The following is a 22,065-nucleotide window of genomic DNA, read 5'->3' as shown; positions in this document are numbered from 1 at the left end:
AAACCAGAGAAAGGCAAAAGTTACCGGCTTCGACTGTCAGCGGAGCAGTCAGTTCGCCGCGAGGTCGTGTTGGCGTTGAATGACTGCGTGACCGTCATTACGACCTACGCTAATTAGAGTTGGTTTGTAGTCAGCCGTCTATCCCGGCGACTGGAAAGGAGCTGCATCAACAGGCGAGAGCGCGTTAGGATGGCGCGAAGTCGAGGGGGAGCCTCGGATCGGACTGCAGGAATTAGGATTGATATGACTGACTTTGCCAACGCCACTCCGACAGCCGTCGATATCGTTCGGCGCGAGAAATGCTTTCAAGGCTTTTATCAGCTTGATCGCGTACATCTGCGCCATGAGCTGTTTGCCGGCGGTATGGGTCGTGAGATCAGTCGTGAAGTCTTTGTTCGCCACGATGCAGTCTGTGTACTGCCTTACGATCCGCAGCGCGATGAAGTGGTGTTGATCGAGCAATTTCGCGTCGGTGCACTGGGCAAGACGGCCAATCCATGGCTGATCGAGCTGGTAGCTGGTCTGATCGACAAGCAAGAGCAACCGGAAGCAGTTGCTCACCGCGAAGCGCAGGAGGAAGCTGGGCTTACGTTCTCCGCACTCTGGCCGATGATCAAATATTTTCCGTCGCCAGGTGGCAGCACCGAATACGTACACCTGTTTCTGGGGCGTTGTAACAGTACTGGGGCCGGCGGCTTACATGGGCTGGAGGAAGAAGCAGAAGATATCCGGGTGACGGTCTGGGCGTTCGAAGATGCCCTGCAAGCCGTGCGCGACGGACTGATTTCCAACGCGGCAAGCATCATTGCCCTGCAATGGCTGGCTTTGAACCGCGTTGAAGTGAGGGGGTTATGGTCGTAAACAAGTTACGCGATCGCTACCGGGTCGACCTGGTCGGGCTGCAAGCCTCCTGTGAGGCGAATTACGCGCGCTTGATGCGACTGTTGCCGGACATGCGTAACCAGCCTGTCGCACGGCGGATTGCCGTCACCCAGGGCGACCAGATGCTCGGCGTGCTGGCGCTGGAAGTGCTCCAGGCCTGCCCTTACACCACTACTTTGCGAGTGCGCCAGGAACACAGCCTGCCATGGCTGCCGATCCCGCAACTGGAAGTTCAGGTCTATCACGACGCGCGCATGGCCGAAGTCATCAGTGCCGAAAATGCCCGGCGCTTTCGCGGCATTTATCCATACCCCAATGCGTTCATGCACCAGCCAGACGAGAAGGCCCAGCTCAATGTGTTCCTCGGCGAGTGGTTGAGCCATTGCCTGGCCTGCGGCCATGAGTTCGAAGCTGTGCGATAGATGTGAACTGCGTCCGCTTCGCAGGTTTCCCCTTTTCGGTTTCCCCAGCATAATTGCGCCATTCATCCAATTTCGTGATCACGCCCTGGGAGAACGCCTTGCCGAGCGTATCCACTCTGCCCACCACCGATTCCGTGTTGCTGGTGCAGCTCTCTGACAGCCATCTGTTCGCCGACGCAGAAGGGACGTTATTGGGCATGAATACCCGCGAGAGCCTGCAAAAGGTCATCGAGCTGGTATTGGCGCAACAACCGCGAATCGATTTGATGATCGCCAGCGGCGACCTGTCCCAGGACGGTACGCTGGAGTCTTACCGGCAATTTCGTGAGATGACCCGCCAGATCGCCGCGCCAGCGCGCTGGATACCCGGCAATCACGATGAGCCCCTGGTGATGGCCGAGGCGGCCACCCAGAGCCAGTTGCTCGAGTCCGTGGTGGATATCGGCAACTGGCGGATTACCTTGCTGGACTCCGCAGTGCCGGGCTCGGTACCGGGGTATTTACAGGATGAGCAGTTGCAGTTGCTCGCCCGATCCTTGAGCGAAGCTCCAGAGCGCCATCATCTGGTGTGTTTTCACCATCACCCGGTTTCCATCGGTTGCGCCTGGATGGCGCCGATCGGTCTGCGCAATCCTGAGGCGCTATTTGCGGTACTTGACCGTTTCCCTCAGGTTCGCGCAGTGCTTTGGGGGCATGTACACCAGGAAATTGATCAGCGGCGCAATGACGTGCGTCTTCTGGCTTCGCCCTCGACTTGCATCCAGTTCGAACCCGGCAGCGAAGATTTCAAGGTCGATGACCTCGCGCCGGGCTATCGCTGGTTGCGTTTGTTGCCGGACGGACGGCTGGAAACCGGGGTTGAGCGGGTGACCGGCTTCGATTTCCAGGTCGACTATGGCGGCAAGGGGTACTGACGTTGTAGCAGCTGGCGAAGCCTGCGTTCGGCTCGGTCCGCGTTCGGGCGCAGCAGTCGTAAAACCTGACGACACGGATCTTCAGAGAAGTCGGGGGGCATCGGACTAGCGAATCCTTCGGCCTCGAACGCAGGCTTCGCCAGCTGCTACGAGAGCCAGATACATCTCAGAGCAAGTCAATCCACGCCAGTCCCTGTAAACTGCCCCCCATCTTTGGCGATGCATAGCGGGAGCTCGCATGTCCGGTTCGATCCTGTATATCCACGGTTTCAACAGCGCGCCCGCGTCGAAAAAGGCCTGTCAGTTGATCAGCGTGATGGACAGTCTTGGCTTGAGTGAGCAATTGCAGGTGCCAGCCCTGCATCACCATCCGCGTGAGGCGATTGGCCAGCTGGAGCGGGCGATTGCCGAACTTGGTCGACCACTGCTGGTCGGCAGCTCCCTCGGCGGCTACTATGCGACTCACCTTGCCGAGCGCCATGGCCTCAAAGCCTTGTTGATCAACCCCGCCGTCAGCCCCCATCGGATGTTCGACGGATACCTGGGCAGTCAGAAAAACCTGTATACCGATGAAACCTGGGAATTGACCCACGACCATATAACGGCCCTGGCCGAACTGGAAGTGCCGGCGCCCCAGGACCCGGAGCGGTTTCGAGTCTGGTTGCAGACAGGTGACGAGACCCTGGACTACCGCCTCGCCCAGCAGTATTACCGAGCCTGTGCCTTGCGTATCCAGGCTGGCGGCGACCATGGTTTTCAGGGTTTTGCCGGGCAGTTACCGGCCCTGTTGAGTTTTGCCGGCATCGGCGCAGATCAGTATCAGGCGATCGATTTCACCGCACTGTGAAATCCCTGGCTCCTATTTTCATTGAACGACTAACGACGAGACCCCATGGCCACTCCCAGCGCTAGCTCTTATAACGCAGACGCCATCGAAGTCCTCTCGGGCCTCGACCCGGTGCGTAAACGCCCCGGCATGTACACCGACACCAGTCGGCCGAACCACCTTGCGCAGGAAGTCATCGACAACAGCGTCGACGAAGCGCTGGCCGGGCATGCGAAATCGGTGCAGGTGATCCTGCACGCCGATCACTCCCTGGAAGTCAGCGATGACGGCCGGGGCATGCCGGTGGACATTCACCCGGAAGAAGGTGTGTCGGGTGTCGAGCTGATCCTCACCAAGCTCCATGCGGGTGGCAAGTTTTCCAACAAGAACTACCAGTTCTCCGGCGGTTTGCACGGCGTGGGTATTTCTGTGGTCAACGCCCTGTCGACTCAAGTCCGGGTGCGCGTCAAGCGTGATGGCAACGAGTACCAGATGACCTTCGCCGATGGCTACAAAGCCACCGATCTGGAGGTGATCGGCACCGTTGGCAAGCGCAACACCGGCACCAGTGTGTACTTTGCCCCGGATCCGAAGTACTTCGATTCACCCAAATTCTCCGTCAGCCGCCTCAAGCACGTACTCAAGGCCAAGGCCGTTTTGTGCCCGGGCCTGCTGGTCAGTTTTGAAGACAAGGCCACTGGCGAGAAAGTCGAGTGGCATTACGAAGACGGGCTGCGTTCCTACCTCGTGGACGCGGTCACCGAGTTCGAGCGTCTGCCGGACGAGCCGTTCTGTGGCAGTCTCGCTGGTAATAAAGAAGCGGTGGACTGGGCCCTGCTGTGGTTGCCGGAAGGCGGCGACAGCGTGCAGGAAAGCTACGTCAACCTGATTCCGACCGCTCAGGGCGGTACTCACGTCAACGGTCTGCGTCAGGGGTTGCTGGACGCGATGCGCGAGTTCTGCGAATTCCGCAGTCTGCTGCCGCGTGGCGTGAAACTGGCGCCGGAAGACGTCTGGGAGCGGATCGCTTTCGTCCTGTCGATGAAGATGCAGGAACCGCAATTCTCCGGTCAGACCAAAGAGCGCCTGTCCTCTCGCGAGGCGGCGGCGTTCGTCTCTGGCGTGGTCAAGGACGCGTTCAGCCTGTGGCTCAATGAGCACCCCGAGCTGGGTATGCAACTGGCCGAGCTGGCGATCAACAACGCCGGCCGTCGCCTCAAGGCCAGCAAGAAGGTCGAGCGCAAACGCATCACTCAAGGGCCGGCGCTGCCGGGCAAGCTGGCGGACTGTGCCGGGCAGGACCCGATGCGTTCCGAACTGTTTTTGGTGGAAGGTGATTCCGCCGGTGGTTCGGCCAAACAGGCGCGAGATAAAGAGTTCCAGGCGATCCTGCCGTTGCGCGGGAAGATCTTGAACACCTGGGAAGTTGACGGCAGCGAAGTGCTCGCCAGCCAGGAAGTGCACAACATTGCCGTGGCCATTGGTGTCGATCCGGGGGCGGCGGACATCAGCCAGCTGCGCTACGGCAAAATCTGCATCCTCGCCGACGCCGACTCCGACGGTCTGCACATTGCGACCTTGCTCTGTGCACTGTTCGTCCAGCATTTCCGCCCGTTGGTGGATGCCGGTCACGTCTACGTCGCGATGCCGCCGCTGTATCGGATTGACCTCGGCAAAGAGATTTACTACGCGCTGGATGAAGCCGAGCGCGATGGCATTCTCGATCGCCTGGTGGCCGAAAAGAAGCGCGGCAAACCGCAGGTCACCCGATTCAAAGGTCTGGGTGAAATGAACCCGCCGCAGCTACGCGAAACCACGATGGACCCGAACACCCGGCGTCTGGTCCAGCTGACCCTGGATGATTTCGCCGCCACCTCGGAAATGATGGACATGCTGCTGGCGAAAAAACGCGCCGGCGATCGCAAGTCCTGGCTGGAGTCCAAAGGCAACCTGGCCGAGGTTCTGGCTTGATGCGGAGCGGCTTCGCCCTGGCGTTTCTGTTGTTGGCGGCCTCGGTTGGGGCTGCGCCCCTGCCTGAACTGAAGATGCTCGCCGAGCATCCGGTCGAAGGCATGCACGGCGGCAACCTCTCCGGGCTGGCGCAGTGCGGTACAGAGCTATGGACGGTTTCTGATCGCGACGATAATCAGATCTATCGGCTCGATACCCGCGAAACCGTCTGGCAGGCCGAAACGGTGCGCATCGACGTGCCGCCAGTGCCGGACAGCGGGCTGCCCTGGGGGCTGCGCATGCGTACCTGGGCGGTCGCTCCGTTACGTGGCGGCAATCTGGATTTCGAAGGTATCACCTGCGACAGTGCCGGTAATCGCTATGTGGTCAGCGAGGCCCATGCAGCCGTTCTGCAGGTACCGCCGGTGGGTGCACCCGCGTGGTTGAAAGTCTCGCCGCTGATGGTTCGCCAGGCGCGTGCCAGCGGCATGCTGCTGCATTTCAATGCAGTGTTCGAAGGCATTGCCATCAATCCGGCCGGCAACCTGTTATGGCTGGCGGCCGAGCGTGAGCGCCGTGGTCTGCTGGTGGTGCATAAGCAGCAGACGGTCTGGGATTGCGACAGCAATTGTGTAGTGATGAGCGAAGGCGGGCTTGAACAACCGCCACCTCAGGTCAAAGCGACTGGCGGGCAACAAAAAGACTTTTCCGACCTGGTGTTCTACAAGGACAAGCTGTTTACCCTTGAGCGCATGGCTTATCGTATTTGTCGACGTACGCCGGCTACCGGCGAGATCGAGCGCTGCTGGTCGTTCGCCAATGACGCATTGATCGACAGTCGGCGTTACAAGACCAGATACGGCATGGCAGAAGCCTTGACCATCGACGATGACGGCGCCTGGATCGGCGTCGACAACGGCAGCTTTACCCGTGCCGATGGCGAGAAACGACCGATTGTCTGGCGCTTTGCCGCGCCGGCCGATGGCTGGAGCGCCAAACCATGAGTCAGCAACCGCCCGGCAAACGAGTCGGACGCGTGCTGTTGGTGCTGGCCTGGGGAGCTGGACTGTTTTTGGCGACGCGGTTTTTCGGGCAGTGGGAACAGCGTCAGGAAAACCCCAATGCTGTCGTCACCTCGCAACAAGGCGAGGGTTATATCGAAGTGAAACTGGTCGGCAACGGCCAAGGGCATTTTGTTGCCAGCGGCCAGATCAACGGCCAGCCGGTGGATTTCATGCTCGATACCGGGGCGACCGATGTGTCGATTCCGTCCGGACTGGCCGAGCGCCTTGCTCTGGAAAAAGGTGCACCGGTGACCTTGAGCACCGCCAATGGTCGCAGCGAGGGGTATCGAACCCGTCTTGATAGTCTGCAATTGGGCGATATCGTCTTGCGCGATGTCCGTGCCCTGGTGGCGCCAGGCCTGAGCGGCGAGCAAGTGCTGCTGGGCATGAGCGCCCTGAAAAAACTTGAATTTACCCAGCGTGGCGGCACCTTGCTGCTGCGCCAGACAACGAATTGATGAGGCCCGCATGAGTGACATCCTTGCAGACAGCTTAGATGGCGTAGAACGCCGATCGCTGGCTGACTTCACCGAAAATGCCTACCTCAACTACTCCATGTACGTGATCATGGACCGTGCCTTGCCGCATATCGGCGACGGCCTGAAGCCGGTACAGCGGCGTATCGTCTACGCCATGAGTGAGCTGGGGCTGGACGCTGACTCCAAGCACAAGAAGTCCGCACGGACCGTGGGTGACGTGCTCGGTAAATTTCACCCCCATGGCGACTCGGCCTGCTACGAAGCCATGGTGCTGATGGCACAACCGTTCAGCTATCGTTACACGCTGGTGGACGGCCAGGGTAACTGGGGGGCGCCGGATGATCCCAAGTCCTTCGCTGCCATGCGTTACACCGAGGCGCGGCTGTCGCGTTACTCCGAAGTGTTGCTCAGCGAATTGGGCCAAGGCACCGCGGACTGGGGGCCGAACTTCGACGGTACGCTGGACGAACCTCTGGTGTTGCCGGCCCGCTTGCCGAACATTCTGCTCAACGGCACCACCGGCATCGCCGTGGGCATGGCCACCGACGTGCCACCGCATAATCTGCGGGAGGTCGCGGCGGCCTGCGTACGTTTGCTGGATGAGCCAAAAGCCACGGTCGAGCAGCTCTGTGAGCACATCCAGGGCCCGGACTATCCGACTGAAGCGGAAATCATCACGCCGCGCGCCGACCTGCTGAAAATCTATGAAACCGGCCGTGGTTCGGTGCGTATGCGTGCTGTATATCGCATCGAGGACGGCGACATCATCGTCACCGCGCTACCGCATCAAGTCTCGGGCGCCAAGGTGCTGGAGCAGATTGCGGCACAGATGCAGGCTAAAAAGCTGCCGATGGTCGCTGACCTGCGTGATGAGTCGGACCACGAGAACCCGTGCCGCATCGTGATTATCCCGCGCTCCAACCGGATTGATCTCGACGAGCTGATGCAACATCTGTTCGCCACCACCGAGCTGGAGTCCAGCTACCGGGTCAACGTAAATATCATTGGTCTGGACGGCAAGCCGCAGCTGAAGAACCTGCGGACCTTGCTGGTCGAATGGCTGGAATTTCGCGTCAACACCGTACGCCGTCGCTTGCAGTTTCGTCTGGACAAGGTTGAGCGTCGTTTGCACCTGTTGGACGGTTTGTTGGTCGCTTACCTCAACCTGGATGAAGTGATTCACATCATCCGTACCGAGGAGCATCCAAAAGCCAGGCTGATCGAGCGTTTCGCCCTGAGTGAAATCCAGGCCGACTACATTCTCGACACCCGCTTGCGTCAGTTGGCGCGGCTGGAAGAAATGAAGCTGCGTTCCGAGCAGGATGAACTGCTCAAGGAGCAAGCAAAGCTGCTGGCTTTGCTCGGCAGCGAAACCAAGCTGAAAAAGCTGGTGCGCACTGAGCTGATCAACGACGCCGAAACCTATGGCGATAACCGCCGCTCGCCGATCGTTTCCCGTGCCGAAGCCAAGGCGTTGTCGGAAAACGAACTGATGCCGACCGAGCCGGTCACCATCGTCCTGTCGGAAAAAGGCTGGGTGCGTTGCGCCAAGGGTCATGATATCGACGCCACCGGGCTTTCCTATAAAGCCGGGGATGGTTTCAAAACCTCGGCCGCGGGACGTTCCAACCAGTTCGCGGTGTTTATTGACTCCACCGGACGCAGTTATTCAGTGGCGGCCCACACCCTGCCATCGGCGCGGGGCCAGGGCGAGCCGCTGACCGGTCGTCTGACGCCACCGCCTGGAGCGAGTTTTGAGTGTGTGCTGCTGCCCGAAGATGATGCGCTGTACGTCATCGCTTCCGATGCCGGCTACGGTTTTGTGGTCAAGGGTGAAGACCTGCAGGCCAAGAACAAAGCAGGCAAGGCGTTGCTGAGCCTGCCGAACAATGCCAAAGTGATGCTGCCGCGCCCGGTCAGTGATCGTGAACAGAACTGGCTGGCCTCGGTAACGACTGAAGGTCGTTTGCTGATCTTCAAAATCAGCGATCTGCCACAACTGGGCAAAGGCAAGGGCAACAAGATCATCGGGATTTCCGGTGAGCGTGTGGCCAGCCGTGAGGAATATGTTACCGATATCGCGGTTCTACCGGATGGCGCGACGCTGGTACTGCAGGCAGGAAAACGCACCTTGTCGCTGAAAGCCGACGACCTGGAACACTACAAAGGTGAGCGTGGACGCCGTGGTAACAAATTGCCGCGTGGCTTCCAGAGGGTGGATGCGCTGTTGGTAGAAACTCTCAATTAGGCTGTCTAGAGCGCTCGATCTGCGATTTAACCCGTAGATCGACGTTACAACGCTGGAGTCGCAGCGCATATTCACGGATGATATGCCCTTTCAAGCGCTGGCGTGGCTGAGCGTTCTTCAGGTTTTTTGAGTATTTACACTGTGGTTCGCCTTATGGCTGCCACTTGGATGGGATGATGATTGCTCTGCGCCTTCCTTTTATTTTTTTGCTCGCAGGCTTACTTGGCCTGGCGGGTTGCAGCGTACACCAGCCGGTGTCGCTGTATCAGTTGGACAGCGGAACTCCAACTCAACCAGCACAAAGCGCTGGTATGGCGGTATTGCTTGGCCCAGTGCTGGTAGCCGATTACCTGCAACGCGAAAGCCTGTTGCAACGCCAGCCTGATGGCAGCCTGCAAGCGGCGACCGACGGTCGTTGGGCGGGTAGCCTGTCCTCCGACATCAATCAGCTTCTGCTCAGGCAAGTGGCCGGGTATCTGGACAGCCAGCGCGTAGTGCTGGCCCCGGCAACCCTCGGTTTCACGCCGGATGTTCAGGTGCTGTTATCGATCACCCGTCTGGATTCGGGTGCTTCGCAGCCAGCGATTCTCGATGCTCAATGGCGTTTGATCGACCGTCGTGGCCAGGTTCGCGACAACCGCATCATTCACTTGCAGGAACAGCATGCTGGCAGCACAGCCTCTCAGGTTCAGGCCCAGGGTGTATTGCTGCAGCGCCTGGCCGAGCAACTGTCGGCGGCGCTCAAGCCGCTGGCCAATCAGCCGCCTGTAGCTGATGCGCCGCGCAAATCTGCACCTGTGCAGGTGAAGCCGGCCGAACAAGAGAGACAGCCGAAGATCCCGATGGCCTCGCCGGTCCGTACGGATATGGAAATGTTTCGGTTCTAAGGTGTTTGCTACAAAACAAAAGCCCGCATAGATGCGGGCTTTGTTGTTTCTGCACACCCCAGGACGCACAGATATTCATGCGTAGCCTTCGGCAACTGCTACAAGAGAGCCCTGTGCCGCCGCTCTCCTGATCAATAAAAAAGCCCGCAGCGATTACTCGTCTGCGGGCTTTTGCCTGGTGCTCTACCTGACTCAGCTCTTGGCTCGAGTCTCATGCATCCGCGCCAGTTGCCGTTCGAGCATCGATGGATAAGGCTCCATCAGACGCTCTACGCAGCAAGCGCCTTCGGGGCTGGCGATGGGCCGAATACGTGCGCGCTGGCGGATCAGCACGTCATCGCTGATCTTGCGTTCCACCAGCAGCAGGTTGCGGCTGTGTTGGGACAGGGCGAGGGCGTCCTGGGCTGTTTCGGTCAGCAGCAGATCAATCTGGCTCAGGGCGAAGAGTCCGTCACCCAGAGTCAGTCCAAGCTGCAGTTGCAAGGTGATGCCGCTGTCCGCGACTTCGATTTGCAGTGCATGGCCCAGTGCCCTGAGCAGCTCGCCACAGCAGATAGCGTTGGTCAGGTAATCGTCGCCGCTGTCTTCGCTGTGGAACAGCATCAGTGTGCTGCCGTCGTTCAGGGTGTGCAGTTCGCTCTGGTACAGCGAAGCCGCCTGGTCAAGGCAGTCGCGATAGCGCTCAAGCAGCTCCGTCAGACGCGCGCGGGGCAGACGACGCAGTTGATCCTGTGCGCCAAGTTGCACAGCAAGGACTGCGCTGTGCCGTGGCTGTGAAGGGGTAACCGGTTTTGGCACCTGTTTAGGCGCAGTCGCTACAGAGTGGTCACGCAGGTCGGCGAACGGGTCTTCCTCGTCCAGGTCGTCTTCTTCGGTGCTGACAATATGCCGTGGCGCTGGCTTGGGCGCGGCGACTGGTGCGGTTTCGTCGAAGCTCGGGTCGCGCAGGTTGCGCACCTCGAACACCGGCTCGGCCTCTTCGGCTTCGTCGTAATCGCTGTCGTCGTAGTCCACTTCAGGCAACGGTTCAGGTTCGACTTTCTCAGGCGCGAAATTGGCGTGGAGCTGACGAGCCAGGTCACCGATTTCATCCTGACGCTGTGTCGCCGGGGTATGTTCGTCAATATCCCGTAACCAGACACGCAATTGCATCAGAGGTGTGGAAATATGCCGACCCAGGCGCAAACTCAAGGCCAGGGAGAGTGCCAGCAGAATCGCGCTGAGGATGCCCATGCTTTGCAGGCTGATGGTCATCGGCTGCTGGAACTGCTGCATATCGAGGCTGATTCGCAGGTGGCCGGCGGTCACGTCCTGGAAGGTGATCTTGGTCTGATACAGGCCTTCAGCCTCACCCAGCAGACCGTTTTTCGGTCGCTGGCCAGCCTCGGCAAGAATCCGGTTGTCCACGCTATAGATTGCAGCGTGGGCCACCAACGGGTTCTTGGTCAGGTTGTTCAGCAGCACGTTGAGGCTGAGGATGTCATTGGACACCAGCAGTTCGGTCGCTGAAGTGGCAGTCTGGGTGGTCAGGCTCTGGCCGAGGGCATCCGCCTGCTCGTGCATCGCCTGTTTGAACTGCAGACCCATCACGCAGGCATAGATCACCAAGGCCAAGGCGACGAGGATCACGTTATGGCTGGCAATGCGCAATGCGATCGGTACACGGCGGTGGCGCAGTGCCCGGAAGATCAGCAGAAAGAAGTTATCGGTTTTAACTGGCGTAGGCCGGTTCACTGAGCTCGGCTCTTTTGTCCGTGAAGTTGAGGCGCAGTATAGCGACAGGCCCTAGACCGGCAAAGCGCTGGCTGTGCCCGATGGTCACTGAATGTGGGTAGAATGCGGTTTTTTTCCACCTGCGGGGGTGCGCCTTGCGCGAAATCGTCCTGATAAACATCACTGGTGTCGACCGTCCGGGTCTGACTGCGGCCATTACTGGCGTTTTGGCGCAGGGTGGTGTGAACATTCTCGACATTGGTCAGGCGGTGATCCACGACACTCTGTCGTTCGGCATCCTGGTTGAAATACCGAGTACCGAGCAAGGTTCTTCGGTACTCAAAGACATTCTATTCACCGCTTACAAGCTGGATCAGCAAGTGCGGTTCACTCCGGTGGCCGAAGAAGATTACCAGCAATGGGTGGGTGGCCAGGGCAAGAAGCGTCACATCGTGACGTTATTGACCCGCAAGGTGACCGCCGAACAGCTGCAGCGAGTCAGTTCGATCACTGCCAAATACGGTTTGAACATCGATCACATCGATCGTCTGTCCGGGAGGATGCCGCTGGACACTCCGGCGGACAAGGGCAAGGGCTGCATCGAGTTCTCCGTTCGCGGCGAAGCCGCTGACCCGCAAGCATTGCGCGCCGAGTTCCTCAGCGTGGCGCAAGAGCTGAATGTCGACATCGCCTTCCAGGAAGATTCACTGTTCCGTCGCAACCGTCGTTTGGCGGTGTTCGATATGGACTCGACCCTGATCGAAGCGGAAGTCATCGACGAGTTGGCCAAGGCTGCCGGTGTCGGTGACCGGGTAGCAGAGATTACCGAGCGGGCGATGGCTGGCGAGCTGGACTTCCGTGCCAGTTTCAAGGAGCGCCTGGCCTTGCTCAAGGGGCTGGATGTCAACGTGCTGGATTCGATCGGCGCTTCGCTGCGGTTGACCGAAGGGGCTGAAACGCTGTTCGCCGAGCTCAAGCGTCTGGGCTACAGGACGGCAATCCTCTCCGGCGGCTTCACTTACTTCGCCAAGCAGTTACAAGCCAAATTGGGCATTGATTACGTGTTCGCCAACGAACTGGAAGTGGTCGATGGCAAGGTTACGGGTGTTGCGGTCGAGCCGATCGTGGACGCTCAGCGCAAGGCTGACTTGCTGCGCGAACTGGCCCACAAGGAAGGCTTGCGCCTGGAGCAGACCATCGCTGTTGGCGACGGTGCCAACGACTTGCCGATGCTGGCGATTGCCGGTCTTGGTGTAGCGTTCCGTGCCAAGCCACTGGTCAAGCAATCGGCCAAGCAGGCGATCTCGACATTGGGGTTGGATGGGGTGCTGTATTTGCTTGGTTTCAGAGATCGCGACGGGCAGCTCTGAGACTGACAGAGTACCTTCGCGGGCAAGCCTCGCTTCTACAAGGTAGGAGCGAGGCTTGCCCGCGAAGCGGCGACAAAGGTGCTGGCCATCGCCTTTTTCGCCTCCACGAACGCTCGTGGGGCGAAAAACCAGGGGGGGAAGCGCTTACGCCTCAGGCAAAGCCATGCCTTGCCCCATCTGTACCGCCGAACCGGCAACCAGTCCTTCAGCCCATTTCACCTGATCCGGCCCGAACAATACGACGGCGGTAGAACCGAGTTTGAAGCGTCCCAGTTCAGCGCCTTTCTCCAGATGGATCGGCGCACGTGCGGCTTCGTCGTAACGTACGGTTTTCAGCTCGCGCTTGGGCGGCGTCACCAGCCCGGCCCAGACCGTTTCAACCGAAGCGACAATCATCGCCCCCACCAATACCACGGCCATCGGCCCGCGCTCGGTATCGAATATGCACGCCACGCGCTCGTTGCGGGCGAACAGTTCCGGGACATTTTCGGCGGTGGTCTGGTTGACCGAGAAAATCCGGCCCGGGATGTAAACCATCTCGCGCAGGGTACCGGCCAGTGGCATGTGCACGCGATGGTAGTCCTTGGGTGACAGGTAAATAGTGGCGAAATCGCCACCCATGAACGGCGCGGCTGCAGCGGCATCGCCGCCGAGCAGCTCCAGCACGCTGAAGCTGTGGCCTTTGGCCTGGAATACGCGACCGTGTTCGATCGGGCCAAGCTGGCTGACCGCACCGTCCGCCGGGCTGAGGATCGCGCCCGGCGTCTGGTCCAGTGGTCGTGCACCCTCTTTCAGGGCGCGGGTGAAGAAGGCGTTGAAGTGTTCGTAAGCGGTCAGGTCTTCGACCAGCGCTTGGGACATGTCTACCTGATAACGCTTGGCGAACCAGGCGGTGAAGGCATTCTTGAACCAGCGCACGCGGCATTCGGCAATGCAGCCGGCCAGGCGCGAAAGCAGGTGATGGGGCAGCAAGTACTGGCTGAGGATAAACAAACGCTTTTTCATTAACTGTCCTTAAAAACCTTAAATCTCTACAGGCGTGTCGGGGTGGTTGCCCCATTCGCCCCAAGAGCCGGCGTAGCCTTTGACTCGCGGATAACCGAGCGCCTTGGCCACCAGATAGGTGAAGCCAGAGCGATGGTGAGTCTGGCAGTGGGTGATCACTTCTTTGTCTTTGGTGATGCCGAGTTTTTCGAGGATCTGCGGCATGTCCTTGCGAATGCGCAGGTTGCGCGCCTGATCCATGCCGGCCGTCCATTCAAAATTGACCGCGCCGGGGATATGCCCGCCTTTGGCCGCGAGGACTTTTTCGCCGGAGTATTCCAGTGGGCCGCGCGCATCCCAGATCGCCAGGTCGACAGCGCCCAAACGGCTTTGCAAGTATTCGCGGGTGGCGGTGGGTTCGTCGTGCAGGGTCAGGGCGACTGGGCCACCCACCGCAGCCGGGACCTGGATCGACATTGGCAAACCTTCTGTCAGCCAGGCCAGCAGGCCGCCGTCGACATAGTGGTAGTGGCTGTGGCCGATGACATCCAGCAGCCAGATAAAGCGCCCGGCCCAACCGCCGCCTTCGTCGTCATAGACCACGTAGACCGCATCGGGGTTGTGTCCCAGTTCACCGAACAACGCTTCAAGAGTGGCCTGTGTCGGCAACAGGCCCGGCGCAGGCGCCTGTCCAAGCTGAGTACGTTTAGGATCGACGAAGCGTGCGCCGGGAATATGTCCCTCTGCGTAGCGGGCGCTGCTGGTCAGGTCGACCAGGATCAGTTCGCGGGCGTCGAGGCGGGCGAGCAGGTCGCCGGGTTCAATCACCAACGGCAAGCCAGAGAAATCAGGCATGTGAGGTCTCCAGAGCAAAAAAGGGAGGATTGTAGCGCAAGCGTCAGGTACCGCGGTTGGTAAAGCTGTGCAGGGCCTTTTCGATGCACTGTGCGGTTTTTCCGAAGGCCTGCACAGTGATTTCCGAGAACGGGCCGCCGCCCTGGTCGGCCACCAACAGCATCACCACCCGGCCGTTACTGCTCAGAGAGCGCAACAATAGATGCTCACCGCCGAACTGGCTGCGCAGGCTGTTGGGCAGCAGTGCCGAAAATTGTGCGTTGCTGGCCGGTGTCAGGCGAATTTGTGCCGGTTTTGCCAGCAGGCGTTGCAGCACGGAGCTTTGGCTGACCTGCAGGTTCAGAGCGGCCGACTCTTCGGGCAGGCCGGCAATCTGATGGACCCGCAGGCTACTCAGGCTACGGTCCGCCATCAACAGCATCACCCGGCGCATCCCGCAGGCCACCAGCGCATCGCGGGCCAAGGTGATCAGGTGCATCGCGTTGTTGAATCGGCTCGGCTCTACCAGCAATTGCGTGCAGTGTTTGCGCCACATCACCAGGTCTTCGGCCGAGGGCGGTGCTGTCGGGAGCAGGGCGCGATGAATGCGGCGCGTGTTCCAGGGCCAGAGCAACGCTTGGGCCGGGTGCCAGAGGTCGGGCATTGTATGGTTGCGTGCACTCTGTGCGGCTTGCTGGTGCAGTTGCTGCTGAAGTTCGTCCATCGGTACTTGCAGATAAAGGCCAGTCAAGTACTGCCAGCGCACATTGTGCGGACTGTCCCAGGCATGCTGAGCCGACAGCGCCAGGCCGTTGGCCAGCAGCACGGTGTTGGCCGGCTGATTCAGCCAGCGGCGCAAGGCAGGGGCGGCGTCCAGTCGCTGTTGCTGACGCAAAGGGTGATCGCTGTCACGGGCGATGTGCAGAACCTTGACCAATTCCCGCTGCTCGTTGATCAACAAGCGATAGCCCTGCGCAACCCAGACCGGCAAGCGCCAGACTTCGACAAGCGCCAGGCACAATTCCAGCAGGCGCACACCGAACAATTGCTGTTCGACCTTGCGCGCTGACTCGCCCTTGTGAATCACCCTCAGCTCCCACTCTTCCAGCAATTGCGGATGCGTCAGCGTCAATGGCCAGAGCGGCGAAAGGAACAGCAAGCTGCCCCAATGGATGTCTTGCCACAGACGCGCCAGGCGGCTGGCGAACAGGCCGTTGGCCTGTTGTGTGGCGTGCTGGCTGATCAGTTGCAATTGCCGCAACGCGATCGGGATTGCTTCCTGGGGCAAGGCTGGCAGGCGCGCGAGCAATTGTTCGGTGCGCTTCAAACCGAGACGATTGATCGCGATCTCAAGGTTTTCGGCCGGTTCGGTCATGTTTCCGTGGGTGTGGCGGTTGGCTTCGCGAATTACGCTGAGGGCCAGTGCGGGACTTTCTTGCATGAGCTCGGCGATATCGCGCATCGAACTGCGGTTATCGGCGATGGCTTTGCACACCCGGTCATGATTGGTTTGCGGCACCGGCAAAGACACGGCGTCGAGGAGCTTTATCCAGCCTTCGAGGGTCTTGGGTTTTGCAGTTGGGACTGTCGTTTCATTAATCATGGCTGGGCGCGATCATCATTCACAATTAACACGCCCAGAAGGGGGCAAACTGGCTTTTCGCCTTATCGGGCTATAGTCTGGCGCAGTTTTGCCGATAAGTAGAAGAAGAGTTTTATTAACTTCCGAATATGACCTTGAACCCGACTCAATAAGTACTCTCCTACTATGGCTAAAATCATCGGCATCATTGTCGTATTCGCGAGCGTGCTCGGCGGATACGTGCTCTCCCACGGCAAAATTGCCGCCCTGATTCAGCCTTTCGAGGTCGTGATCATTGGTGGTGCAGCCTTCGGTGCGTTCCTCCAGGCCAACCCCGGTTACATGACGCTGCACGTCCTCAAGAAAGCCCTGAGGATGTTCAGTTCGCGTTTCACTCACACCTTCTATCTGGAGGTGCTGGGCCTGATCTACGAGATCCTCAACAAGAGCCGTCGCGAAGGCATGATGGCGATTGAAAGCGACATCGAAGATGCAGCCGCCAGCCCGATCTTCGCCAAGTACCCGGCCGTGCTCAAAGATCAACGCATGACCGCGTACATCTGTGATTACTTGCGCATCATGTCCTCCGGCAACATGGCCCCCCATGAGCTTGAAGGCTTGTTCGACATGGAATTGTTCAGTCTGAAAGAAGATCTGGAGCATCCTTCTCACGCGGTCAACGGTATCGCCGATGCCATGCCCGGTTTCGGTATCGTCGCGGCGGTATTGGGTATCGTGGTGACCATGGCCTCTCTCGGCGAAGGTGACCAGAAAGCTATCGGCATGCACGTCGGTGCGGCGCTGGTCGGTACCTTCTTCGGTATTCTCGCGGCCTACGGCTTCTTCGGCCCGCTGGCTCATTCGCTGGCCCACGATGCCAAGGAAGAACTGAACGTCTACGAGGCCATCAAGGCTTCACTGGTGGCTTCGGCCTCCGGCATGCCGCCGTCGCTGGCAGTGGAGTTCGGGCGCAAGGTTCTGTACCCGGCGCACCGTCCTAGCTTTGCAGAGCTGGAACAAGCGGTTCGCGGTCGCTAAGTCATGGAAAATAATCAACCGATTATCATCAAGCGCGTCAAGCGCTACGCCGGCGGACATCACGGAGGCGCCTGGAAAATCGCCTTCGCTGACTTCGCGACGGCGATGATGGCGTTCTTCCTGGTGTTGTGGCTGTTGTCCACGGCGACCCCGGAACAGAAGATCGCCATCGCCGGTTACTTCAAGGACCCGATCGGTTTTTCCGAGAGCGGTACGCCGTTCATTATTGACCTGGGTGGTTCGCCGCAGCTGGCGCCGGAAAAGACCATCAACCCAGAGGTCAAGTCGCAGCCGCAGCCGGACAAGGTCATCATCGACACCGATCAAGTCGAAAATATGGCCGAAAAGGTCGAGCAGGAACGTCTCGAGCTGCTGCTGCAAGAATTGCAGAAAAAGGTTGAAGAGAGCCCGCAGCTGCAGAAATTCAAGGATCAGATTCTCTTCGAAATCACCCCGGACGGTTTGCGCATCCAGATCATGGACGCCGAGAACCGGCCGATGTTCGACTCCGGCAGTGCGCGTCTGAAGCCGTATTTCGAAGACATCCTGTTGGCCATGGCGGACACCATCAAAGCGGTGCCGAACAAGATCAGCGTCAGCGGTCACACCGATGCCAAACCCTACACCGGCACCGGCGACTTTGGTAACTGGGAACTGTCGGCCAACCGTGCCAACGCTGCGCGCCGGGCGCTGGTTGCCGGTGGTTATCCGGATACGCAAGTGGCCAGGGTGGTGGGCTTCGCCTCGTCGGCATTGTTTGACCGTGAACATCCGTTCAATCCGGTCAACCGGCGGATCGATATCGTCGTGCTGACCAAGAAAGCCCAGCGCGCCATCGAGGGCGAGCAAGGTGCCGAGCCTGCGCCAGCGCCGACACCAGGGCAGGGCGCACCAGGTGAAGTGCCAGGCGCGGCCGCCGACCCGAACGCTCTGCCGGCGGACAAGCAGCCGCTGCCGGCCCATGAGCTTCGGGAGAGACTGAACCTGTTTGAGGACAGTCCACCGAAAGCAGGTGAGGCGGGTAAAGCCCCTGAGCCAGCGAAGCAGTGACCCACAAAAAAGCCGCGATGATCGCGGCTTTTTTGTCTCTGCCGATTGCTACTTGATCGTTCCCACGCTCCCGCGTGGGAATGCATCCGGTGACGCTCTGCGTCACCTCTACAGCGGACGCAGAGCGTCCGGGGCGGCATTCCCACGCAGAGCGTGGGAACGATCAATTTCAGGACTAGACATGCCGATTGCTACTTATTAATAGCTGGTTTCCGGCAGGCTGGCGATGATCGAGCGGTAGCTGTTCATTCGCTGTTGTTGCACGCGGCCATCTTCCAGTGCCTTGAGCAGCGCGCAACCAGGCTCGCGGTCATGCTTGCAGTCACGGAAGCGGCAGGTGCCGATCAGATCATTGAACTCGATGAAGCCCGCTTCGACGTCGGCGCGGCTGACATGGCCCAGACCGAATTCACGAATCCCCGGGGAGTCGATCAGTTCGCCGCCGCCCGGGAAGTGGAACAACCGCGCAGTGGTGGTGGTGTGGGTGCCTTGGCCGGAGAGTTCGGACAACGGGCCGACCCGGGCTTCGACTTCCGGTAGCAGGCTGTTCACCAGCGAGGATTTGCCGACGCCGGACTGGCCGACGAACACGCTGATACGGCCGTCCAGTTGAACTTGCAACTGCTCCATGCCGTCGCCGTGGTGGGCAGACACTTCCAGCAGCGGATAACCCAGCTGTCGATAGACCGCCAGCAAGGCATTCAGCGCCGGAGCATTTTGCTCATCGATCAGATCAGCCTTGTTCAGCAGCAACAGCGGGCGAATGCCGGCATGCTCGGCAGCCACCAGATAACGGTCGATCAGGTTGGCGTGGGGTTCGGGCAGCGGGGCGAAGACGATCACGATCATGTCGACGTTGGCCGCGACTGGCTTGAGCTGGCCGCGACTGTCCGGGCGACAGAGTTCGGTGTTGCGCGGCAACTGCGCAACGATCACCCCGATACCCTGGTTGCCGGCACGCCAGACCACCTGATCGCCGGTGACCAGCGCAGGCAGATTGGCGCGCAAGTGGCAGCGGAATACCTGGCCGGCCAGTTCGCCGTCGCGGGCTTCGACCTCGACCTGCACACCGAAGTGCGCGATCACCAGCCCGGTTTGCTCGGGGCCAAGATCGCCGCCCTCGAGTGCTTCCACGGCAGAGGATTCGCGTTTGGCGGCGCGGGCGGCGCGCTCGCCTTGAATCTTTTCGATGCGCCAGTTTTGGCGACGATTGAGCTGGCGTTTGGCCATGGGTGTTCCGTGTCGATAAGGCGTCGGTTAGGTAAAACGGCCGCGAGTTTAGCACGCCCTGCCTACGGGCTAGGCTAAACTGCGCAACTACGCCGAGGAGCCGACATATGCAAAACCCGCAGAATCTGATTTGGATCGATCTGGAAATGACTGGTCTGAACCCTGACACCGACGTCATCATCGAAATGGCAACCATCGTCACTGACAGTAATCTCAATACCTTGGCTGAGGGCCCGGTCATCGCCATCCACCATAGCGACGAAATCCTCGCCGGCATGGATGAGTGGAATACCCGTCAACACGGCGGCTCCGGGCTGACTCAACGGGTTCGCGAAAGCAGCATCAGCATGGCCGAAGCCGAAGCACAGACCATCGCCTTTCTGGAGAAGTGGGTACCCAAGGGCAAGTCGCCGATCTGTGGCAACAGCATCTGTCAGGATCGCCGCTTCCTTTATACCCATATGAAAACCCTGGAAAGCTACTTCCATTACCGCAATCTTGATGTGTCGACCTTGAAAGAACTGGCCGCACGCTGGGCTCCTGATGTACGCGACAGCTTCAAGAAGGGCAGCACCCACCTTGCGCTGGACGACATCCGCGAGTCCATCGCCGAGTTGCAGCATTACCGCAAGAACTTCATCAAGTTCTGATCGGTTTGGCGGTATCGGGTCTGACCTCTTCGCGGGCAAGCCTCGCTCCTACAAGCCAGGTGTCGGGCACGCCATTGCGGTTCGACGCCAATCTTGTAGGAGCGAGGCTTGCCCGCGATGAAGGCGACGCGGGCTATCCGAATGAATACGCTTGCGCCCTCTTTTGGTGCTCACGCCAACTGGTTAGACTGCGCGCCCTCCTGCTCGGATCGCCACCATGTTGCTGATGCTTTACCTGATTGCCATTACCACCGAAGCCATGACGGGAGCCTTGTCTGCCGGTCGTCGCGGCATGGATTGGTTCGGTGTGGTGCTGATCGCCTGCGTGACGGCGCTCGGTGGTGGTTCGGTGCGCGACGTACTGCTGGGTCATTACCCTCTGACCTGGGTCAAACACCCTGAATACCTGGTACTGACCTCGATCGCGGCGCTGGTGACGATCTTTATCGCGCAGTGGATGCGCCACCTGCGCTCACTGTTCCTGGTGCTCGACGCCGCAGGTTTGGTGGCTTTCACCCTGATCGGCTGCATGATCGCCCTGGAAATGGGCCACGGTATGCTGGTGGCCTCGGTCAGCGGGGTGATCACCGGGGTGTTCGGCGGCATTTTGCGGGACATCTTCTGCAACGACATTCCATTGATCTTCCGCCGCGAACTCTATGCCAGCGTCTCGTTCGCTGCTGCATGGTGCTATCTGTTCTGCGTCTACCTGCAATTGCCGGCTGAGCAGGCGATTCTGATTACCTTGTTCGGCGGATTCTTGTTGCGCTTGTTGGCGATCCGCTTTCACTGGGAAATGCCGAAGTTCGTCTACAACGACGAGCACTGACGGTTGGCGTGCTGCTTGAGCGCCCACTCCACATGCTCGCGCACCAGTTCTGAGGGGTAATCGCGCCGCGCCTTCAACGCTTCCAGCACCGGAATGCTTGAAGGTGCATTTCCAAGCCCCACTGCCAGATTGCGCAGCCAGCGCTCATAACCGGCTCGCCGCAACGGTGAGCCTTCAGTGCTGCTGAGGAACTTGTCTTCATCCCACATAAACAACTCGGCCAACTGGGCATTGTCCAGATTGTGCCGGGGCTTGAAGTCGCCTTCTCCCGAAGGGCGGGCGAAGCGGTTCCACGGGCAAACGATCTGGCAGTCATCACAGCCAAACACCCGATTGCCGATCAATGGTCGCAAATCCTCGGGGATAGCGGATTTCAGTTCGATGGTCAGGTAGGAGATGCAGCGTCGAGCGTCCAGTACATATGGACCGACGAAGGCATTGGTCGGGCATATGTCCAGGCAAGCAGTGCAGCGACCACAGTGCTCCGTGGCGTGGGGTGGGTCTACTGGTAGCGGCAAGTCGACAAACAGCTCGCTGAGAAAGAAATAGCTGCCGGCCTTGCGGTTGAGCACCAGGGTGTTTTTACCGATCCAGCCGAGCCCCGCCTGTTCGGCGATGGCTTTTTCCAGCACCGGAGCGCTGTCGACGAAGGCGCGATAGCCGAACGGGCCGATGACCTTCTGGATGCGCTCTGCCAACTGCTGCACGCGTTTGCGGATCAGCTTGTGGTAATCGCGACCCAAGGCATAACGCGAGACATAGGCTTTTTCCGGCTGAGCCAGCCGCTGAGCCATATGGGTATCACCCGGCAGGTAGTCCATGCGCAACGAAACCACCCGCAGCGTACCCGGCACCAACTCCTCGGGATGGGAGCGTTTGCTGCCATGGGCGCCCATGTAGTCCATTTCGCCGTGATACCCGGCGTCGAGCCAGCGCTGCAGGTGCTGCTCATGCTCGGCCAGGTCCAGGCCGCTGATGCCAACTTGTTGAAAGCCCAACTCGCGACCCCAATCCTTGATTGATTGGGCGAGGGCGGGAAGGTCGACAGTAATAGCAGGCATGAGACGAGAGAAACCGGGGCTGAGGTGCGTATAATTCTGCCAGACATCGGAG

20 protein-coding genes are annotated in these 22,065 nt (G+C 59.6%); 14 read left to right on the top strand and 6 right to left on the bottom strand.

The features are described from left to right. The first annotated feature begins 243 nt into the window (after nucleotides 1–243). The 9 genes from AC07W5_RS04740 to AC07W5_RS04700 all read left to right on the top strand — a co-directional run bounded on the left by AC07W5_RS04740 (nucleotide 244) and on the right by AC07W5_RS04700 (nucleotide 9,672). Nucleotides 244–861: an NUDIX domain-containing protein gene (locus tag AC07W5_RS04740; protein WP_494993412.1), complete on the top strand. Its 618-nt coding sequence runs from the start codon at nucleotides 244–246 to the stop codon at nucleotides 859–861. Next, nucleotides 852–1,304 (top strand): DUF1249 domain-containing protein, encoded by a 453-nt coding sequence (locus tag AC07W5_RS04735; protein WP_494993413.1) that lies wholly within the window; start codon nucleotides 852–854, stop codon nucleotides 1,302–1,304. Before AC07W5_RS04740 ends, AC07W5_RS04735 begins: the two co-directional genes overlap by 10 nt. Before the next feature lie 98 nt (nucleotides 1,305–1,402). Next, complete coding sequence (gene cpdA / locus AC07W5_RS04730) at nucleotides 1,403–2,218, top strand: 3',5'-cyclic-AMP phosphodiesterase (protein WP_495022871.1); 816 nt, start codon at nucleotides 1,403–1,405, stop codon at nucleotides 2,216–2,218. A 238-nt stretch (nucleotides 2,219–2,456) separates the two neighbouring features. Next, entirely contained in the window at nucleotides 2,457–3,065 is a 609-nt protein-coding gene (locus AC07W5_RS04725) for a YqiA/YcfP family alpha/beta fold hydrolase (protein ID WP_494993415.1), read from the top strand. A gap of 45 nt (nucleotides 3,066–3,110) precedes the next feature. Then, a complete protein-coding gene (parE, locus tag AC07W5_RS04720) occupies nucleotides 3,111–5,015 on the top strand; it encodes a DNA topoisomerase IV subunit B (protein WP_494993416.1) in 1,905 nt (634 codons plus the stop codon). Further along, the gene (locus tag AC07W5_RS04715; RefSeq protein ID WP_495013408.1) at nucleotides 5,015–5,998 is read left to right on the top strand and encodes an esterase-like activity of phytase family protein; all 984 of its coding nucleotides are present in this window, start codon (nucleotides 5,015–5,017) and stop codon (nucleotides 5,996–5,998) included. Before parE ends, AC07W5_RS04715 begins: the two co-directional genes overlap by 1 nt. Further along, nucleotides 5,995–6,516, top strand: a complete 522-nt coding sequence (locus AC07W5_RS04710) for a retropepsin-like aspartic protease family protein (protein ID WP_495013409.1) — start codon at nucleotides 5,995–5,997, stop codon at nucleotides 6,514–6,516. Before AC07W5_RS04715 ends, AC07W5_RS04710 begins: the two co-directional genes overlap by 4 nt. A gap of 10 nt (nucleotides 6,517–6,526) precedes the next feature. Beyond that, complete coding sequence (parC, locus tag AC07W5_RS04705; RefSeq protein WP_494993419.1) at nucleotides 6,527–8,785, top strand: DNA topoisomerase IV subunit A; 2,259 nt, start codon at nucleotides 6,527–6,529, stop codon at nucleotides 8,783–8,785. Nucleotides 8,786–8,961: 176 nt separating this feature from the next. Beyond that, nucleotides 8,962–9,672 carry a PqiC family protein gene (locus AC07W5_RS04700; protein WP_494993420.1) on the top strand — a complete coding sequence of 237 codons (711 nt, stop codon included), beginning with the start codon at nucleotides 8,962–8,964 and terminating at the stop codon, nucleotides 9,670–9,672. 192 nt (nucleotides 9,673–9,864) lie between these two features. Here AC07W5_RS04700 and AC07W5_RS04695 read toward each other — a convergent pair whose 3' ends face one another. Further along, entirely contained in the window at nucleotides 9,865–11,406 is a 1,542-nt protein-coding gene (locus tag AC07W5_RS04695; RefSeq protein WP_494993421.1) for an AhpA/YtjB family protein, read from the bottom strand. A gap of 134 nt (nucleotides 11,407–11,540) precedes the next feature. On the opposite strand from AC07W5_RS04695, the gene serB reads away from it, so the two are divergent. Then, the gene (gene serB / locus AC07W5_RS04690) at nucleotides 11,541–12,755 is read left to right on the top strand and encodes a phosphoserine phosphatase SerB (protein ID WP_495022870.1); all 1,215 of its coding nucleotides are present in this window, start codon (nucleotides 11,541–11,543) and stop codon (nucleotides 12,753–12,755) included. A 144-nt stretch (nucleotides 12,756–12,899) separates the two neighbouring features. Here serB and asd read toward each other — a convergent pair whose 3' ends face one another. Genes asd through AC07W5_RS04675 form a run of 3 tightly spaced genes read right to left on the bottom strand, consistent with a single transcriptional unit; the run spans nucleotide 12,900 to nucleotide 16,176 of the window. Beyond that, the gene (gene asd / locus AC07W5_RS04685; RefSeq protein WP_495013412.1) at nucleotides 12,900–13,760 is read right to left on the bottom strand and encodes an archaetidylserine decarboxylase; all 861 of its coding nucleotides are present in this window, start codon (nucleotides 13,758–13,760) and stop codon (nucleotides 12,900–12,902) included. A gap of 18 nt (nucleotides 13,761–13,778) precedes the next feature. Continuing rightward, a complete protein-coding gene (locus AC07W5_RS04680) occupies nucleotides 13,779–14,594 on the bottom strand; it encodes a rhodanese-like domain-containing protein (RefSeq protein WP_495022869.1) in 816 nt (271 codons plus the stop codon). A gap of 43 nt (nucleotides 14,595–14,637) precedes the next feature. Further along, a complete protein-coding gene (locus tag AC07W5_RS04675) occupies nucleotides 14,638–16,176 on the bottom strand; it encodes an HDOD domain-containing protein (RefSeq protein ID WP_495022868.1) in 1,539 nt (512 codons plus the stop codon). 165 nt (nucleotides 16,177–16,341) lie between these two features. On the opposite strand from AC07W5_RS04675, the gene motA reads away from it, so the two are divergent. Next, nucleotides 16,342–17,193, top strand: a complete 852-nt coding sequence (motA, locus tag AC07W5_RS04670) for a flagellar motor stator protein MotA (protein WP_494993426.1) — start codon at nucleotides 16,342–16,344, stop codon at nucleotides 17,191–17,193. Nucleotides 17,194–17,196: 3 nt separating this feature from the next. Then, nucleotides 17,197–18,243, top strand: coding sequence for a flagellar motor protein MotB (gene motB / locus AC07W5_RS04665; protein WP_494993427.1), 1,047 nt, complete (start codon nucleotides 17,197–17,199; stop codon nucleotides 18,241–18,243). A gap of 198 nt (nucleotides 18,244–18,441) precedes the next feature. Here the strand turns inward: motB and rsgA are convergent, their stop codons facing one another. Then, nucleotides 18,442–19,473: a small ribosomal subunit biogenesis GTPase RsgA gene (gene rsgA / locus AC07W5_RS04660; protein ID WP_494993428.1), complete on the bottom strand. Its 1,032-nt coding sequence runs from the start codon at nucleotides 19,471–19,473 to the stop codon at nucleotides 18,442–18,444. Nucleotides 19,474–19,580: 107 nt separating this feature from the next. Between rsgA and orn the strand changes: the two genes are divergently transcribed. Both orn and AC07W5_RS04650 read left to right on the top strand, forming a co-directional pair. Beyond that, nucleotides 19,581–20,123, top strand: a complete 543-nt coding sequence (gene orn, locus AC07W5_RS04655; protein ID WP_494993429.1) for an oligoribonuclease — start codon at nucleotides 19,581–19,583, stop codon at nucleotides 20,121–20,123. A gap of 217 nt (nucleotides 20,124–20,340) precedes the next feature. Continuing rightward, on the top strand, nucleotides 20,341–20,952 hold the full coding sequence (locus tag AC07W5_RS04650) for a trimeric intracellular cation channel family protein (protein WP_494993430.1): 612 nt from the start codon (nucleotides 20,341–20,343) through the stop codon (nucleotides 20,950–20,952). Here AC07W5_RS04650 and queG read toward each other — a convergent pair. Continuing rightward, nucleotides 20,934–22,013 carry a tRNA epoxyqueuosine(34) reductase QueG gene (queG, locus tag AC07W5_RS04645; protein WP_494993431.1) on the bottom strand — a complete coding sequence of 360 codons (1,080 nt, stop codon included), beginning with the start codon at nucleotides 22,011–22,013 and terminating at the stop codon, nucleotides 20,934–20,936. The two genes, AC07W5_RS04650 and queG, sit on opposite strands and share 19 nt — an antisense overlap. Nucleotides 22,014–22,065 lie beyond the last annotated feature (52 nt).

This window comes from Pseudomonas sp. GW821-FHT01E05 (assembly GCF_059422425.1).
This window is presented reverse-complemented; position numbering and strand designations above follow the sequence as displayed.

What these genes read in the sequence shown, in the direction of transcription:
- parE (WP_494993416.1), top strand. Translation starts at nt 3,111, where the DNA reads ATGGCCACTCCCAGCGCTAGCTCTTATAACGCAGACGCCATCGAAGTC.
- AC07W5_RS04710 (WP_495013409.1), top strand. Translation starts at nt 5,995, where the DNA reads ATGAGTCAGCAACCGCCCGGCAAACGAGTCGGACGCGTGCTGTTGGTG.
- AC07W5_RS04675 (WP_495022868.1), bottom strand. Translation starts at nt 16,176, where the DNA reads ATGATTAATGAAACGACAGTCCCAACTGCAAAACCCAAGACCCTCGAA.
- AC07W5_RS04715 (WP_495013408.1), top strand. Translation starts at nt 5,015, where the DNA reads ATGCGGAGCGGCTTCGCCCTGGCGTTTCTGTTGTTGGCGGCCTCGGTT.
- motA (WP_494993426.1), top strand. Translation starts at nt 16,342, where the DNA reads ATGGCTAAAATCATCGGCATCATTGTCGTATTCGCGAGCGTGCTCGGC.
- AC07W5_RS04735 (WP_494993413.1), top strand. Translation starts at nt 852, where the DNA reads ATGGTCGTAAACAAGTTACGCGATCGCTACCGGGTCGACCTGGTCGGG.
- AC07W5_RS04740 (WP_494993412.1), top strand. Translation starts at nt 244, where the DNA reads ATGACTGACTTTGCCAACGCCACTCCGACAGCCGTCGATATCGTTCGG.
- parC (WP_494993419.1), top strand. Translation starts at nt 6,527, where the DNA reads ATGAGTGACATCCTTGCAGACAGCTTAGATGGCGTAGAACGCCGATCG.
- motB (WP_494993427.1), top strand. Translation starts at nt 17,197, where the DNA reads ATGGAAAATAATCAACCGATTATCATCAAGCGCGTCAAGCGCTACGCC.
- queG (WP_494993431.1), bottom strand. Translation starts at nt 22,013, where the DNA reads ATGCCTGCTATTACTGTCGACCTTCCCGCCCTCGCCCAATCAATCAAG.
- AC07W5_RS04700 (WP_494993420.1), top strand. Translation starts at nt 8,962, where the DNA reads ATGATTGCTCTGCGCCTTCCTTTTATTTTTTTGCTCGCAGGCTTACTT.
- rsgA (WP_494993428.1), bottom strand. Translation starts at nt 19,473, where the DNA reads ATGGCCAAACGCCAGCTCAATCGTCGCCAAAACTGGCGCATCGAAAAG.
- orn (WP_494993429.1), top strand. Translation starts at nt 19,581, where the DNA reads ATGCAAAACCCGCAGAATCTGATTTGGATCGATCTGGAAATGACTGGT.
- asd (WP_495013412.1), bottom strand. Translation starts at nt 13,760, where the DNA reads ATGAAAAAGCGTTTGTTTATCCTCAGCCAGTACTTGCTGCCCCATCAC.
- AC07W5_RS04725 (WP_494993415.1), top strand. Translation starts at nt 2,457, where the DNA reads ATGTCCGGTTCGATCCTGTATATCCACGGTTTCAACAGCGCGCCCGCG.
- AC07W5_RS04650 (WP_494993430.1), top strand. Translation starts at nt 20,341, where the DNA reads ATGTTGCTGATGCTTTACCTGATTGCCATTACCACCGAAGCCATGACG.
- AC07W5_RS04680 (WP_495022869.1), bottom strand. Translation starts at nt 14,594, where the DNA reads ATGCCTGATTTCTCTGGCTTGCCGTTGGTGATTGAACCCGGCGACCTG.